12 protein-coding genes and 1 tRNA gene are annotated in these 17,202 nt (G+C 38.7%); 6 read left to right on the plus strand and 7 right to left on the minus strand.

Translation table 11 applies throughout. The features are described from left to right. Positions 1 to 57: 57 nt before the first annotated feature. Both ACRXC1_RS02425 and ACRXC1_RS02430 read right to left on the minus strand, forming a co-directional pair. On the minus strand, positions 58 to 696 hold the full coding sequence (locus ACRXC1_RS02425; RefSeq protein WP_433656219.1) for a hypothetical protein: 639 nt from the start codon (positions 694 to 696) through the stop codon (positions 58 to 60). 18 nt (positions 697 to 714) lie between these two features. Next, positions 715 to 791, minus strand: a tRNA-Arg gene (locus ACRXC1_RS02430). Positions 792 to 906: 115 nt separating this feature from the next. On the opposite strand from ACRXC1_RS02430, the gene rsgA reads away from it, so the two are divergent. From rsgA to ACRXC1_RS02455, 5 genes are all read left to right on the plus strand, one after another. Further along, positions 907 to 1,893, plus strand: a complete 987-nt coding sequence (rsgA, locus tag ACRXC1_RS02435) for a ribosome small subunit-dependent GTPase A (protein ID WP_433656221.1) — start codon at positions 907 to 909, stop codon at positions 1,891 to 1,893. Positions 1,894 to 2,026: 133 nt separating this feature from the next. After that, positions 2,027 to 2,488 carry a PilZ domain-containing protein gene (locus ACRXC1_RS02440; protein WP_021265844.1) on the plus strand — a complete coding sequence of 154 codons (462 nt, stop codon included), beginning with the start codon at positions 2,027 to 2,029 and terminating at the stop codon, positions 2,486 to 2,488. A 45-nt stretch (positions 2,489 to 2,533) separates the two neighbouring features. Continuing rightward, positions 2,534 to 3,622: a hypothetical protein gene (locus ACRXC1_RS02445; protein WP_433656223.1), complete on the plus strand. Its 1,089-nt coding sequence runs from the start codon at positions 2,534 to 2,536 to the stop codon at positions 3,620 to 3,622. Positions 3,623 to 3,641: 19 nt separating this feature from the next. After that, a complete protein-coding gene (locus ACRXC1_RS02450; RefSeq protein ID WP_433656225.1) occupies positions 3,642 to 4,385 on the plus strand; it encodes a hypothetical protein in 744 nt (247 codons plus the stop codon). A 9-nt stretch (positions 4,386 to 4,394) separates the two neighbouring features. Beyond that, positions 4,395 to 4,931, plus strand: coding sequence for a peptidylprolyl isomerase (locus ACRXC1_RS02455; protein ID WP_433656227.1), 537 nt, complete (start codon positions 4,395 to 4,397; stop codon positions 4,929 to 4,931). 34 nt (positions 4,932 to 4,965) lie between these two features. Here the strand turns inward: ACRXC1_RS02455 and recJ are convergent, their stop codons facing one another. The 3 genes from recJ to ACRXC1_RS02470 form a co-directional block, all read right to left on the minus strand. Beyond that, positions 4,966 to 6,687, minus strand: a complete 1,722-nt coding sequence (recJ, locus tag ACRXC1_RS02460) for a single-stranded-DNA-specific exonuclease RecJ (RefSeq protein WP_433656229.1) — start codon at positions 6,685 to 6,687, stop codon at positions 4,966 to 4,968. Between the two features lie 46 nt (positions 6,688 to 6,733). Then, positions 6,734 to 6,979 carry a hypothetical protein gene (locus tag ACRXC1_RS02465; RefSeq protein ID WP_021265840.1) on the minus strand — a complete coding sequence of 82 codons (246 nt, stop codon included), beginning with the start codon at positions 6,977 to 6,979 and terminating at the stop codon, positions 6,734 to 6,736. Positions 6,980 to 7,125: 146 nt separating this feature from the next. Then, positions 7,126 to 8,448, minus strand: a complete 1,323-nt coding sequence (locus ACRXC1_RS02470) for a hypothetical protein (RefSeq protein WP_433656231.1) — start codon at positions 8,446 to 8,448, stop codon at positions 7,126 to 7,128. 144 nt (positions 8,449 to 8,592) lie between these two features. Here ACRXC1_RS02470 and ACRXC1_RS02475 point away from each other — a divergent pair, with 144 nt between their 5' ends. Further along, a complete protein-coding gene (locus tag ACRXC1_RS02475) occupies positions 8,593 to 9,336 on the plus strand; it encodes an acyl-[acyl-carrier-protein] thioesterase (protein WP_433656233.1) in 744 nt (247 codons plus the stop codon). A gap of 1 nt (position 9,337) precedes the next feature. On the opposite strand, the gene ACRXC1_RS02480 is transcribed toward ACRXC1_RS02475, so the two are convergent. After that, positions 9,338 to 12,913, minus strand: coding sequence for a fibrinogen-like YCDxxxxGGGW domain-containing protein (locus ACRXC1_RS02480; RefSeq protein ID WP_433656235.1), 3,576 nt, complete (start codon positions 12,911 to 12,913; stop codon positions 9,338 to 9,340). Continuing rightward, positions 12,910 to 17,115: a tail fiber domain-containing protein gene (locus ACRXC1_RS02485; RefSeq protein ID WP_433656237.1), complete on the minus strand. Its 4,206-nt coding sequence runs from the start codon at positions 17,113 to 17,115 to the stop codon at positions 12,910 to 12,912. Before ACRXC1_RS02485 ends, ACRXC1_RS02480 begins: the two co-directional genes overlap by 4 nt. Between the last annotated feature and the right edge of the window lie 87 nt (positions 17,116 to 17,202).

Genomic DNA, 17,202 nt, shown 5'->3' on the forward strand with positions numbered 1-17,202 from the left:
AATTCCTTTAACTGTCAAAGTTTTATTTAAGTAAATTTAGAGGTTTAGAGATTTAAATTAATTTAAATATCTTAAAAAGAGACCTAAAGCTAAATAAAAAGTGAAGTGAAAACCAAGAGATAGAAGGTAGCCACGGTAGAAATAAGAAATGAGATAGGCAAAGAGGAGCCCGCCTGCAATTGAAGGTAAAATGAAATAAAGGGCATCCATCCCAAATATATAAAATAGTGGCAAGTGAATGACAGCGAAGAAAATCCCAAAGTACTTCACACTATCTCTTCGATTATAAAATTTTAGATAGTGTTCAATTAAAATATTAATTAGTAGCTGTTGAAAGATAATATCAGCAGACTTCGAAATAAAAACATTCCAATTAAAAAGTGGAAAGAGAATTTCTGAGTTGATGATTTCAAATTTCTTAATCATTGAAATAGGAAATAAGTAATTAATTGAAACGGCCATTGCTAAGAAAGCGATGCTCACAGTTAAGTAAGATCTAATATGCTCTTTAGAAATCTTTATTGAACTTGTGATGTAATTAAATACTAGGGCGCTAGCAATAAAGAAAGCAGACGTCGGGGCCCAGCCTGAATTGTAATCAATTCCGTATGGCTTAAACACAAGATTTATAATACCCATGATAAGCATCCAGAAGCTGCCCACGATAATTGTAAATTTAAGTGATTGTTGATTCATAGAAAGTCGTTGAGAAAATGGCGCACTCGTCAGGATTCGAACCTGAGACCGTCCGCTTAGAAGGCGGATGCTCTATCCAGCTGAGCTACGAGTGCGTACTTGGACTTTGTGTTCAGTTAAAATAATGGCACATGCCAGATTTGTCAATATAAGATGTAAAAATGTTGAAGAGATGGTAAAGTTTATAGAAAGTTTACACAGTGGAATTCTATGTCAGATAACGTACTAAAAGCTAAAATTATTCGCTCGCACCAGCGCGACTTCGATTGCCTCATCGACGAAACTAAAGAAGTAGTCAAGGCGACGGCGCTTGGTAACCTTCTCAAGAAGGGAGAAACCCTCGTTGTTGGCGATAATGTTTATTTAGATACGATAGCTGAAACAGGAGAGTTTATTATTAAAGAGGCCATGCCTCGTAAAAATGAAATCTTTCGAATTCTAGTGAGAACTTCAAAACGCAAGGTTACGGCCGCTAATTGTGACTACCTTGTGATCCTATCAAGTGCTGCAAGACCAAAGTTTAAGCGTGGTATTATCGATCGATTTCTCGTCCGTGCTTTCCAGTGGGGAGTGGAGCCAATCGTAGTCTTCAATAAAATGGATCAATATGATCCTGATGAGTTTGATATTCAATACGAAGTTCTACGTCTTAAAGAATTAGGTGTTAAGTATTTTGAAATTTGCGCTCTAGATAAGGATTATGAGACCCAATACCTAAAGGGTGGAATGAATGAATTCAGAGATGCCCTTAAAGGCAAGACTGCTCTCTTTGTTGGCCAGTCTGGGGTAGGAAAGTCACAAACGATTTCCTGTCTCTCAGAAGGAGAAGTGGAGCTTAAGACGAAGCAAGTTGGAAAGGTCGGTAAGGGTTCACACACGACAACTTGGTCAGAAATTGTCGATCTTGGTGACTTCTATCTTATTGATTCTCCAGGGATTCGCTCTTTCTCTCTCGACGATATCGATCCAGATGATCTGATGGAGCTTTTTCCTGATCTTGAAGAGATCGCTCGCCACTGTCAGTTCTCAAATTGTAACCACGAGCCCGAAAATCGAGGTTGTGCCTTCTATTCTGAGGAATATGATCCAGAAACTGAAGAAGGACTTATGGTTCACTCTAGGCTTGATAGCTACCAACTATTTCATTCCGAAATTTCTTCGACGCCATTTTGGCAGAAAAAGAAGAAATACCGTTAAGTCTATGATTTTACTAAGGTCTTAACAATTGGACCTTCTTGCCTAGCGCAAGATTTATCTCTTATTTACCTCATGATTTATGCTCTTTTGACGATAAGTCAGACAGCTAAAATATCTGTAATAAGGGGTAATAATGTCTGATAACAAAGTAATTAACTTCCAAGCTAAGAGAGAAGAGAATATCGAGAAGAAGCGTAGAAGCTTTGAGCGTATTTGCTTTAATAACTTTATGGGAGCTTACTCGGTAATTGAGTCAGATGGTTATTCTTATGCAATCAATATGGTTGATATCTCTCATGATGGACTTTCGTTCAATGTACCATGGACAGATAAGACAGATGCAAAGCTTAAGGAAGGTGATGAGCTAAAGCTTAAATTCTACTTCACGAAAGGATCATATATCCCCGTTATCGTTAATATTCGTCACAGCGCACTAACTCAAGGTGCGGACGGTGTCACTTATATGCAATATGGTTGTGAATTCGACAAGTCGATGCACTCATTTAAGGCCATGGAGCAATTTATCAACTTCATTTATGCATTCTCTGAGTACTCAGTAGTGGATAATGGAGAGATGAAATCTCTTTTTATTTAATGGTATCTAATTGTCATTAAGCCTTTAAGCTTATAAGATCGGGCCATGAAAATCGCGATTTTAGGTAGTGATAAGCAGGCCCTTGCCGCTTATCGTTTTTTTGAAGACTTAGGTGTCCACGTTAAAATTATTGGTCAAATTCCAAGTGAATCTCTTGAAGGTTTTCGAGAAGTTGCCCATCGTAATGTGGAGGTGATTCGCGTTCATAAACGCTTTCTTGCACCATCTTCAGTTTTAGAAAGTCGTTCTCGCGTGGCCGATACTTTCCGTGTTGTGTTTAAAGTCGATGCAACACCTGAAATTGAGCGCCAAAAATTAGAGAATCCAGAAATTTTTGAAAAACTTGGTAAGGATGTTCTTGATTCTCTAAAGAATTCAATCGAGTCTTTTGAGGACTTTGACTTCATTTGCTATTCAAATGAGTTAACTATGGCAAACCCAATGGGCGCCGCTCAAGTTCATGCTTTAAATGAACTCGCTCTCGCTGATGATGAAAGAATCACTTACCACAGTGAGCACGAGTCTTCTCTTTCAGATATTAAAGCAGCTAGAAACCTATGCTTAGTAGGTACTGGAGTTGAGAATCTTAAGCTTCTAAGCTTAATAAAAGATGACTATCTTAAAGATCTAACAAAGACTCTACAGATTATCACTTCTGAAGAAGTTCCATTTGGAAATCTAACTTCAGCACAAGTTAAAGAATATAAAGATGAAATTTCTCAATTTAGTGACCTTTTAGCAAAGGATCGCCAGCAATTTGACGATGAGAAAAGAGAGTTCGAAGAAAAGATTATGCAGTGGAGAGCTCTTGAGCCACATATTAAGGCCAAGACTCCAACGCCTGCTGAGCCAAAACCAAGGCTTATGATTTATAATAGCGCCGTTGTTTCTTCTGTTGATAAGCTTTTAGACCGCAAAGGTTTATTTGTTACCATCGAAGGAAGTGATTTGCTTGGTGGTGCTGAACAGCTTAAAACTCTTGCCTGTGATCGCATTTGTGTCGACCAAGGCGTGAGTGTAGAGTCTAGTAAAGTAAAGGGTCTAGCGAGTGATGAAGAGGGATTCTATCCTCTTCATGAGATGGCGTTAGAAGAAATTAAAGAAAATATGTTAAAATATTTTTCTAAGCAATAATTGAAAACTAGGTTTTATATTGAAACTAATTTATATCGTATTCATATTAGCACTTCTTTCTTGTACGACGGCCGTTGATCGTGAGTACAAAAGAGTACAAACAGATGAATACTACCGTGATTCAGGTGCTGCTGTTTATATGCTTCCAATTCTTCCGGAATGGAGAAATTATTCAGGGGAAGGGCAGTGTAAACGCACAAGTGACATGAGGTACTTAAATATTTTAAACCTTATGGATAGCTTTTCAATTGATCATCAAAGTGCTTCTCAAATTCAATTTGCTTTTAACCGCTTATATTCAGAACGTGCCCAAAATATGGAGAGGAGTCCAACTCTTAAAGAAGTTGAGCAAATCTTCTTTAGTGCTAACGACTTTGTTACGGCAACTGGTGGTTATCTAAAGCAGCCAAAGTTTTCGCGAGTTAATGTCATTTGGTTTGATAGTTACCGCGATAATATGGCCCAACTTAAGAAACTTATGTCTTCTAAGTCAATGCTAGAAGGAAGGCCTGTCTTTGTTTCTCTATGTCTTAAAGACACTGAATTAAAAGCTAAGCTTAAAGAAGCCAGTGTTAATTTTGAAGGTGCTTATTTTGTCGACTATCGCTATTTAACTTACTACACACCTAAGGGAGAGTTATCTTCAGAAGAAAATTTCTACTTAGATCAGTATTTGAGTTCAAGTGTTAAGAGTCGTCGTGTTTATTCTCATAAGAAACGCCCAAATTTTATTAAGGGACGCTTTAAATATATCAATTATTAAGGAGTAATTATGTTCGGTTTTGGAACTAAGAAAGATGCCCACAAAGAGGATCTAGATCGCCTATACGCAAACTTTGAAACAAATATGGGAAATTTCAAAGTAGAACTTTATGCAAAAGAATGTCCAGAAACAGTATGGAACTTTGCTAACCTAATTGAAGGTAGACAAAAGACTCCTGCGAAAGAAGGGCCATATTATGATGGTCTAATCTTCCATAGAGTTATTGCTGGTTTCGTTATTCAAGGTGGATGCCCAGATGGAACAGGAATGGGTGGACCAGGATATAAATTTGAAGATGAGTGTCGTCCAGATCTTCGTCATGATAGTGCTGGGATTCTTTCAATGGCAAATGCAGGGCCAGGAACAAATGGATCTCAATTCTTTATCACTCTTGGGGCCACTCCACACTTAGATGGACGCCACACTGTTTTTGGTAAAGTTATCGAGGGGATGGATGTTGTTGAAAAGATCGGTGAAGTTCGCACTGGTATGCACGATCGTCCAATGCACGATATCGTCATGGAAAAAGTGACCCTAGAAAGATAAAAAGAAAGGTTGAACTACAATAGGACCTTAACTCTTAGTTAAGGTCCACTCTTTCAACCATCAGTTGAATATACTTATTTCCATTGAAGTAATTTAGAGCAAGAGTGAAGAAAACATCCATTTCGACACTTGGATCATTTTGGCGCTCAAATATTTCATTTGGTGTAAGCGCTCCCCACTTAGTCATATAATTAAAACTAATCCCTTTAAGATTAATTTTTTGATTTGTAATCGAAGTAAAATTCCATCTTACGTGAACATCTTTTAAAAGATCAAAACTCTTAAGCTTTGCACCTTTTAATTTAAAGATGGGCTTCGCATTACCCATTCCAAAGGGTTCGAGAGCATCAAGTCCTTTAAGAAGATTTGGATCAATTTCATCTGGCGTAATCTCAAGATCGTAAAACTCTTGCACTGTTCTTTCTATTAATGGAATGGCCTGAAGCTTTTCATTCATTGAGGCCTTGAATTTTTCAAGATTTTCAACTGGCATGGAAAGACCGGCCGCTGCCTTGTGACCTCCAAATTTTAAGAAAAGATCACGGTGCTCATCTAGAAGTTTATAAATATCAAGCTCGCCCGCAGATCTCGCAGATGCCTTAATTACACCTTCATCTTCAGCATCACTAAAAACAATAGCGGGAACTTTAAAAGTTTCAACAAGTTTTGAGGCAACAATTCCAATTACACCCTCATGAAAGTGTGGGGCATAAACAATGGCAATATCTAACTCACCGTCTCTCTTAAGCTCATCAATAACTTGTTCTTTGGCCTCTTCAAAAACTTCTCTTTGAATGGCCTTGCGTTCAGTATTACAATTAACAAGTTGATGGTAGTACTCACGAGCTTCGTTATAATCTTTTGAAATTAAAAGTTTTAGAGCAACCTCTGGGTGGTCAAGTCGACCTTTCGAATTAATTAGAGGGCCTACGTTAAAAGATAGTTTTTCACTTGGAATAATATCTTTTCCACGATCAGTTGGGTCAAAGAAGGCTTTAATCCCTTCGTATTGAGTATTCTTAATCAGTCTCATTCCATGACGAACAAGTTTCAAATTCATAGGGCTAAGTGGAGCAAGGTCACAAATAGTACCAATGGCCACATATTGAAGAAGATCGTAAACAGATGGAATTTCTTGTCCACGAGCTAATAGCTTCTTTCTAATCTCTACACAAATAGCAAAGGCAACACCAACTCCAGCAAGAGGCTTCATTGCTGAGTCAGCAGGCTCATCACGTCGAGAAGGGTTAACAACGGCAACTGCTTCAGGCATTGTTTCACGCCCATCTTTGTGGTGGTCAGTGATAATAAGCTTTAGGCCTTTTTCTTTTGCATAAGCTGCAGCTTCAACATTTGAAATACCACAGTCAACCGTAATCATAAGATCAATGCCTTCTTCAATAGCGCGATCAATTGAACAATTGTGAAGTCCATAGCCTTCTACAAAGCGAGAAGGTTGAATAAGATCAACTTCTAAATTTAGCTTTTGAAAGAATTGGTAGAAGAGAGCACAAGACGTCGTTCCGTCTACATCGTAGTCTCCATAGATGGCGATCTTCTCGTTATTATCAATGGCCTTGATGATTTCATCCGCGGCAATATCAATATCAATAAGTTCACCAAAATTAGGCAATGCTTTTAGATCCCAAGAAAGAAATTCTTGAATTTCTTCAACGCCCATTCCTCTTTTTTGAAAGAGTCTTTGAACGACTGGATGTAAATTAAAATTCTGAGTTGCGTGTGTTGTGTTCTCCATTAGAGAACGATATCACGTTGGAACTTGATCGAGAATTAATAAAGTCTTACCAAAGTACGGTAATGCCTTTAATAATATCTTCTTCGTGCAGCTCGTTAACATCTGAAAACAATAGCTTAAAGTCAGAAGAGTTCTTTGCGTGGACCTTATCAAAGTATTTTGTTGGTAAGAATGATTTCTTGCAGCTTTGGCATTTTTGAACTTCTGTTGCGGTATCGTGCACGTGGCCACAAACATGACACTTTTTAATAATTCTTTTTTTAGCAACTTCCATATTAATTTCTTTCATCATTCTAACCTTAATTCCTTTAGATTTAGTACATACCTCTTCGAAAGATGGGTGAATAAGTTTAGAAAAATCGGCAATAATTACCGAAAAAAAGCAAAGGCCGAGTGTGTAACTCGGCCTTTGTCATCAAATAAAAGGGGGGAGGGGTATTAAAAAAGTTTTATATTAGCGCTATTAGAAGCGTCTAAAGCAGTCGTAAAATTGTTTAGAATAGGGTTACTGTCTGCAGTATTGATTCCCATATTAAAGTTTTGGTTTGGAATATTGCTACCCCAGTTATAACCATGTTGAGAGTAATCAAAATTTTGAACCTGAATTGATTGCTCTGGAGTGTAGTAATTACCCCAAGGCATTGATTCACTTACTCTTAACATAGGTGCACTTGCTCCGTAGTAATCGTTGTAAGTATGGTTCCAATTATTCAGGCGATTAAGATCTTGCATCATATAAGATTGTTCTCTAAAGTCGCGCACCATGCTAGAAAAACTTTCCTGTCTCTGGTTTAGCGCATCGTATGTACCAAAGTAAGAGTTCACTTGTGGTTGCGTAAATTGAGAAGTAAGCATGCTAACAAACTGTTGCATGGCCAAGGCCTCTTGCTGTTGCTGGCGTTGATACTCAGCTTGTTCCTTCATTTCTCTGATGTATTCAACGAGAGCTAGTTCAGCTTCTGATAGCTTGTCGTCTTTATCTTCATCTTTATCTTTTTTATTCTTCTTAGCTGTTAGTTTATCTTTTACTTCTTCTTTTTCTTCTAAATCTTTTGAGTCGTTCTTGTAGTCTTCAAGTTCTGCCGTAATCTTAGCAAGTTCATCTTGAAGCTTTTTGATCTCGTCAGTATCAACTTTTGATTTTGCATTTTCTAATTCGCAAACTAGGATTGCATTTTCTTTTTTAAGCTCTTCATTTTCAACTTCTAGAGATGAAAGCTTTTCACTAATTTCTTGAAGCTTTTCTCTTGTTTCATCAAATTTTGAAATGGCTTCTTTTGCCGTATCAAGCTCGGCCGTTCTTTGTTCGATTAATTCTTCGAGTGCCTTAATTTTTTCTTGGCGAATATTATCATCCACTGGATCAGATGATTGTACATTTGCTAGTTTTGATTTTAGGCTTGAAATCTCCTCACTACTTTTTGCAAGCTCTTGTGTGAGAGTATCTGATTTACCTTGAAGGTCTTCATATCTTTTAGATAAGTCTTTGAAGTCTTTTACAAGCTTTTCATCAACATCTTTAATTTCAATCTTTACGATATTTTCAACCTTTCCAAAGAGTTTCGCTGTATCGAACCAGAGATCAAAGATTCCTTTTTGGTGGACTTGATAAGATGTTACAGAAATTTGCTTTTCACCAGCGATCTCGCGGTAATGGCCACTATGATATGAGTGGTCTGAAACTAGCATTTCATTTTGCACGTAAGTGCTCGATAGAAATAATGCACTCATAATAAATAGCTTTTTGTAACAAGCTTTCATAAATTCCTCCCAAGAATTTGATTCAATTTATTAGTTGCAACTGCTATGCCAAGAAAAAGGCCAAAAACCATGCAAAAATGCCATGGATACTGTTCATCTTTTAGACACTGGCCAAAACCAATGCGCTTTTGCTTTAATAGATACATGAAAGATAAAGTATTTAAAAAGACGTATCAGGTTAGTATCAATAGTGTGAATATCAACAAGAAATTGGGCCTATTCGGTATTCTTGGTTATTTACAAGACATTGCTACTGTTCACGCAGAGGTGATGGGTTTTGGCTTAGAAGATATGATAAGAGATCAATCCTTTTGGGTTCTCGTAAGACAAAAACTACGTATGACAAAATTTCCTGCATGGAATGAAAGCGTAGAAATTCAAACTTGGTCGAGACCTCCCGAAGGAATGTATGCCTTTCGCGAGTTTGAAATATTTCTTGATGGTGAAAAAGTTGGAGATTGCTCAACTGTATGGATGATCCTAGACGGTGTGACAAGAAAGGTGAAAAAGCCTGACTTCCCAATGGAGAGAATTAATCCACGCACAGATTATCATCTCGATTACATCGCTCATAAGGTAGAAGTAAGAGATAACTTTGAAAAAGTTAATACCATTACAGTACGCAACAGCGATCTCGACTTAAATATGCATGTGAATAATACAAAGTACTCGCAATGGATTCTTGATTCCATTCCAATAAAGCTTCATAAGACTGCAAAACTTAATGAATTTGAAATAAACTTTATGGCCGAAACACACTTAGGGGATGCAATTGATATTTACCGTGCCCGTAATGAAGAAGGGGAGAAGAGTCACGATATTGTCTATAAAGGGGTTAGACACTCTGATGGTAAGACTTGCTTCCTAGCTAAGCTTTTAGCGGACTAGATTAGCGTAGATAGAACTCAAAGCTACAGGCACCTTTTCCAGAATAGCAAACTTCTGTTCCATAGGCCGGAACAACACCTTCATTACCACCATTGATGGTAAGATTATATGCATCGACGCCATTGTAATTATCATTGGCATTTTGACCTGAACACCCCTCTGTTCGACTTGTGTGGCGTAGGTTCCCTGTACAATCTACTTTGTCGTAATCCCAAGTTCCATTTCCATTTTCAATAATCGGAGCACCGCCATTGTAAGATGGAGAAATAAACATGGCATCTGTTGTTCCATTGGCCCTTGAGAAGTACTCTGGGTTTATTGAAGCGCGAGTATTAGGCAGTGTTCTCTCTGTTAAGAGATTGTCTGCAATTGCACTCACCATAATAGAGTTATCAAGATCTGTAACACCACTTGAGCGAACAACAAGAGTCCAGCCTCCGCCATCTGTTGTCATGTCACAATAGACTGTACGTAGGGCATTCTGCCCTGGATGGAAGTTGATCGTGTAATTTCCTGAAGGAGCATTTGGATTGTCTTCAAGGATTTGCTTACATGAAGATTTATATTCTCCATATGAATTTGATTCACGAATCATAAACCAGCCATTTCCGGCACCAATTGCTGTTGCTGGATCTGTCGCCCACTGCATTGTCGTTCCATTCCAGTAGGCACCATTGAAGTAGCCACCTTCAGTTCCTTCTCCACCACCATTTATTTTTCCATTCCAACAGTTTGCATACCAAAACGGAGTATCAGTGTAGAATGTCGCACAAACTCCTGTGTGATTATCATTATCTTGATCTGAAGTAGACCACATCATTCCATTGTGAGTTGTGGCCATTGCAGCATTTACCGATCCAATTAGTTGTGTGTAGGATTCAATATTTAAACGATACTTATCTGCAGGATCAAAATTCTTCACTGTCATCATGGCCTGTTGTGAAATCGGTTGTTCATAATCAGGTGACCAAGAATAGAGGAGCTGAAAGTCATTATTTCCAGAGATCGAATCCCAATGTTTTAGACCGACGAAGTAATTGAAATATTCTAAGTAATAATTTAATGTCTGTGCCTCTGGCATTCCTGGCCTAGCGATTGGTGAACATTTTCCAGTAAAGTCGTTTGCTGAAGAACGATCATATGAGCATCGTGGAGTCGTATTGATTGAATCACTATAAGTAAGTCCTGTTGTTGGCTTATTTGTTCCTTCTCTGGTATTTCCCCATACAAGAGTCCAGCCACCTCCTTGAGTCGTCATATCACATACTGTAGGAAAAGGAGGTGTTGCGCCAAGTGGACTATCTGGATCAATTATGTAAATTCCCGTACCACTTGAATAGCCACGATCAAGAATTTCTCGACACGATTTCATGGAAGGAAGTGAGCGTACCCAAACACGCGTCTCTTGATATTGTTTAAGAGTAAGCCCAAGGCCAGATTCAACTTCTGTACTATTATAAGCATCCGTACAATAGCTATTTCCAGTAGAAGTACAAGTCGTAAAATCACTTCGTACCATTGAGTCTCTAGGAGTACATCGCTTACCATAGCCTCCACCAATGAAGATTCGATCTGTAACATTTGGGTCCACATTGACGCATGAATAGAAAACACGCCAGTTATTCCCGTAACCATGGAAGAAATACTTTCCAACAAGTTCTACATCTTCTGTACCATCCATATCGGCAAACTTAACTTGAGGACTCGAAGCATCCGCTAGTGAAACGACTTGTTGAAAATAGTCTGGAATTGTCTTATCGAGGTAAGCTGTCTCCCAAGTATTATCTGTAATACTAAATCCAGTATTAACACTTTCGATGCGCATTTGATTGAAGGCAATAGAATTCGATCTTGAGTAAACTTCTGCTGAAGTATCGCCGCGAACTGCGTGAGTCGGGTAGCCATGCCATACCTTTGTCCAGCCACCACCTTCTGTCGTCATATCACAATCAACTGTAACGGCGCTCCCTTCTGGGTAAATCGTATAAGAACCATTTCCACGAGACTTACCACTTAAGAGAATATCCATACAATTCTTTGGACGATCATATTTTTCTCTTAAAAAGTAGCGGGCCTTAACATTTGCTTGTCCTGTATTGAAGCCACCAACTCCACGAACACGGTTAAGGTCATCACTACCATTTGTATGATAAATATAGTGACGTGGCTGATCGTGTACGTCAGATGTTCCTGTTTGATTGTATGCAGGAAGACAGTCTCCCCATCCAAAACCAACACCGGCCCAATTTGTTTGCCTATCTAAGTAGTAACTTGTTCCATTGCTATTTCTAAAGCGAAATTGTGAACCTCCTGTTAACATGTCACAATCTCCTGGTAAAGTCGTACTTGGTCCTGCTTTAATATCAACAACAAGATTAAAATCTTCAGGGTTAAAAAATTCAACAGTCGAGTAATCAGTTGCACCCCAGTTGCCGATATCTCGCGCCATCATTTGCGTTGCCGAGAAATCAAAGAAATTATGCATCCCAATTGTATTAATATCAGCGTAATTTGTTGCTGTTATATTAATTCCTGTAAATTCATCTTTCATCTGATTATATGACTTCTTTGTCGTCATGGCGGGATCGGCTGCATTGGCATAGAAGAGAGTCCAACCACCATTATCGATATCCATTTCACAATAAACTTGTGTGGCAGTAACTTGATCTGGATAGATCGTATAAACTCCTGAACCTTTGGATTCTCCTAGCTCTAAGATATGTTGACATGACATTGGCCTCATCCCTTCATCGTGGAGATAGAGCTCTGCTAATTGTGTCCCAACATCATTATTATGATCTGAAGGAATACCTGTTTTATAAGCTGTATTTGAACCAATAGCGAAGTACCAATTTGAGTGGTTAACTGAGCCATCAATAAGTGCTTGATCATTATTTGAGTAGCCAAAACTATTATTTCCGAGCTCTAGACCACCCCATCTTTGAGTATCCATTTCTATATCAATTCCACGGTATCCGCGAACAGGAGTGTCATAAATTGGATTTGTATATTGAGACCAAATATTTTTCTTTCCTTCATTAGGGTAGTTAATCCAAAAAGTAAAACGATTGAGATTTTCAAACTCATCAATATACTGAACGATGGAATAGAGGTTACCAGTCGGTGCTGCTTGATTATAGAGTAGGGCAGAGTTAGTTGAAGGGAAATAACCTCCGGCTACATTATGCTTATAGATTCTCGTCCAACCACCGCCATTATTATCCATATCACAATAAACACTTAAGGCCGCAAGTGGCCCTGCTCCATCGATATCAATTGTATAGAGTCCACTAGGGTATGTTCCTGTTTTGTTAAGTGTTGAGCATGAAACCTGACAGTCGCGAACGACAATGTCGGATGGTGCATTGGCATAGAAATTCATCCATTCTGGATTAGTCTTCGTTGAAACAAAGTGTGGATTAGTTGTCGACGTATTCCAAACCTTCTTACAAGTATTATGAGCGACAATTGTTTTAAGTTCATTGGCCGCTAGTTTAAATCCTGTATCAACAGTATTGATCGCAAGAACTGCTTGCGAGAAGAATAAAGTAAATAGAAAACCTATTTGAATTTTCATTTCTTATTTGCTTTTTGTAACTCTTTAATTGCTTGACGCATCTCTTGCATTTCAGCTTTAAGTTGCTCGTTTTCTTCTTTTAGTGAAGCGATTTCTCTTTTCACTTCTTCATCATTAGAAAAAAGTTTTTCAACTCTATCTGAGATAGATTTTACAGCTTCAACTAGTAGGGCAGTGATATTTCCGTATTGAACTGACTTATAGCCATCTTGCCCTGTCTTAACTAGTTCTGGTTGAACTTTTTCAACTTCTTGTGCGATAAAACCAACTGTCTTTTCTTTTGGGAAATTTCTTTCTGGAAATTCATCTGTTTTCCAATCAAAAGTAACACCTCTTAAAGATTTTACCTTGTGAAGTGGATCAATGATTGTTTCAACATTTTCTTTGAATCTTTCATCAGAAGTATAAAGGTAGGCTGCTGCAAGAACATTGCCTGCAACATGTAGTTTTTCTGTTGCCGCAGAGATACCGATACCAACATTTCCATTGTTACGTCGAATACTGATTGAGTTTACATCATTCAAGATATTTGAGTCTGCAGTTTCGTGAACTCCAATATGAAGATAATCTGGACCGGTTCCATCGTAGTGGATAAATCCACCTTGGAAGGTTCCATTCGCTTCAGTAAAACGAATTCGTCCGCCTTCAAATTGATTAATAGCATCTCCTGAAAGAGTTATATTTGGACCAGTAATTGCGTCGTCATCTCCTCTAATCATAAGCTTTGACGTTGGACTTGTATCTCCAATTCCGACATTTCCAGTAGGGGTAATTGTCATATGCGTATTCTTGTAAGAGGCGTCATCATTTCTTTGTCCTAGATATAATACTCCATCATTATTATTAAATGACCAAATCTTATTATCGACTCCACCTGAGCGATCTTCTAAATAAATATATGAATTAAGTGCACCACTAACGTGAAGTTGATTTTGCGGAGTTGCTGTTCCAATCCCAACATTTCCTGAATTGTAATAAATATTACTTCCGGAAGTTGTCCATTGAGATTGGTTAACTCCAGCAATTTGTGTTGTGACATAACTCTTCATGGCACTAACTGAAGGAGCCTGAACTGTTTCAGTACCTGCTGTCGAGTTAACAACTGCTGCCGTTTGGGCACGGCCATTTGTGAAGTATAAATTAGTCGCACCTTCGGCAAGGTCATCTGTATTTGCTAACCCTGTAATTGCTGTATAGTTCGCATTGATTTGTGCTTGAAGTTTACCGTAGGCACTTAATATAGAATCCGTAGGCGCTAGCACTGAATTTGCTCCAACAGTGTATCCAGTAAGAGGTGTGCTCATTACATTTGATGCTGGTACACGTCCGCTTCCATCTAATCTTAGAAGTTCGTTCGCACCATTTGAAGTATTAACAGATATATTCACATCATCAGTATTCGCCGTTAGAGTTAGGTCAGAAGAAGCTGTTAGACCTTTGAAAACTAAGTCTGTTCCAGTCTTTGTTTTATAAAGTGAAGTTCCACCTGCACTCGAAGCAGTGTTTTGTTCTCCACTTGCTGCAACAACAGTCGATAAACAGCCAGCACCATCAATACAGATATCATTGCCTGTTGTGACATTCATACTACCATCGACAGTTAATTTTTGCGTTGGTGCGATATTTCCAATGGCAACATTTCCACCAGAAGACTGAAGATAGACATCAACATCACCAACATTAGGGCCTGAGGCAAATGTTCTAAGGTATGTATGAGTATCACCACCTTCATAGATTAGGCGGAAGTTCATGTCTTGAAAGTCTGGTTCACCATTATCTTCAATTAGATCAAAGAAAGATGCTGTATCTCCAACAGTTAGTGAGAAGGCTTCAGTTGTTGCACCTGCTCTTGAAATATAGAATGGTTGAGTGCCTGAAGCCGTTGCAAAGTTTGCACCACCATTTACGGTAAGCTTGTGGCCTGGAGATGCAACACCAATCCCAACATTACCTGCACCATCAATTCGCATTCTTTCTTTATTAAGATCTGCAATTAATGAACCACTTGTTCTAAAAACAAGGGAGGCTTGTCCATAGTCTGCATCGGCACCATCTGTTTCCTGAATCGAAGCAATCGATGCATTGGCAACTTTTGAAGATCCTGAGTAGTTAGATGTAAATAGAATATTACTTTCAGCGCCGATCGCTGGATCAGTCGAATTTAAACGTAGCATCGCAGGAAAATCTCTTCCTGCCGCAAGACTTACGGTTTTATCTACACCGTTAATATCAAGAAGCGAATATGGTGTTGTTAAACCAATTCCAATATTTCCTGTCGGATAGTGAATATCACTTCCTGCTGTTGTCCATTGAGTTGCGCGATTATCAACATATGATTTAATAGCAGCAACTGAAGGTGCCTGATCTGTCTCACTGCCTACTGTCGAGTTCACAACTGCTGCAGTTTTTGCTCTGGCATCAGTGTGATAAAGATTCGTTGATCCTTCTGAAATATCGTCAGTATCATAAGCAGAAATAGCAGCCAGAGTTGATGCATGAGAGTTAAGTTGTCCTTGAACTTTTTGGAATGCTTGAAGAACTGTGTCTGTTGCTAAGACACTTGAAGCTGCTCCTGTTGTAAACCCTGTTAGGGCGACATCAATGGCAGGATTATAATTAATAATTGAATCCGCTAATTTATCACCGGCACCAACTTGAGCAATCTTGCCATTCGTTGTTCCCACATCAACGGCAAGAGTTCCAGAAGAGGTGATTGTTCCACCTGTTAGCCCTGTTCCACCTGTAACGGCAGTTACTGTTCCAGCATTGCCTGTTGGCCATGAGGCACGACAGTCTGCTGCGATACAAAGCTCTGTAGCTTTCACCTTTCCAGCTACATCAAGTTTTTCTGTCGGTGTATCTATTCCAATACCAACGTTTCCTGACTCTGTTATTCTCATGGCCTCAGAATTTAGTGGCTTGAAAATAATATGTGCTTCATCAGCATCATTTGCCATTGTTCTAATCTTTAGACCTTGATAGTCATACATCATTTGAAAGTAATCAGTTGTACTGTCCCATGAACGATCCATTCTAAAAGAGCTCGCCCAAGTATCATCAACTTCTTTAATATGGAGTTGCGATGTTGGTGCGTTGATATTGATACCAACTTTTCCTGTCGAATAATGAATATCACTACCACTCGTAGTCCACTGTGACGACGTAATAGCACCTGTTTGAGCTGTTACATAATTTTTTACTGAATCAACTGACGGAGCAGTATCTGTTTGTGTTCCTGCCATTGAATTGATAACTTTTGCATCGGCCATCGATTGTGCAGTCGTATCGACGTAGCCTTTTACAGCAAGCTCACTTGGAACTTGTGTTGCAGAATCTAAAGTTCCTGAGTTATCAAGATCACTTGCCGGAATTTGGGCGACATTGGCAACATTTCCAAGCCCGACATAAGTCTTATCAATTGTAGGCGCATTGATTTTTGACCAACTAATAGCTGCTGATGCGTTAATATCCGCATCCATAATTGAGCCATCTTGGATTCCACTTGAATCAATTTCTGGATTATCACCAGAAGTCACTCTTCCATATTGATCAACAACAACACGAGTATATGTACCATTTGACCCAATGTTTGCTTGTCCAATAACTCCCGCATTATCAACAAGAGTCGTATCAACGCTAACTGCTGCCGTTTGATCCACGCACACAAATTCATTTAATGCATTTATAGAAACAACCTGTCCATTAGAACATGTACTCTTAAAATCAACACTATCTGGCGTTACCGCATCGTTGGCGATCGTTTCAGCTAGTGCAGCATGATTGGCGTAAACTGAAATTGGATTCGCTAAGATATTTTGATAATCATAGGCGATAGGATTTCCAACATCTGTAATGTCAGTTACGCGAATAACAAGTGTTTGTCCTGAGGGTATTTTATCAATGACATCTGCAGTACTCGAATAGAGTGGATCAAATGATCCCAAATTATCAAAGTCTAACTCAACAGTGTAGATCCCATTAGAGAGTGGAACGCTATTAATTGTTTGAGTCGCAACAACGGTTGCAAGATCATTTGAATAGAAGAGATCAAATTTTAAATTAGGAGTACCTGTAACTGGAGTTCCATTACTTTGCACAAGGCGTCCCGAGTAACCGAGCTTACTTGTCGAAGCGTGTAGGTTTAAGGATAAGAAGCTTAAACTAAACGCTAAAATGAATGTAAAGATTCTACTAACGTACAACAAAGTTCCCCTGTGTTTACAGTGGCATATCGTCATATTATTACGAAACATTAAAGAAAAGAAATTTAGGTAGTTAAGTGGACAATA

Source organism: Halobacteriovorax sp. GFR8 (assembly GCF_050955245.1).
Taxonomy (GTDB): Bacteria; Bdellovibrionota; Bacteriovoracia; order Bacteriovoracales; family Bacteriovoracaceae; genus Halobacteriovorax_A.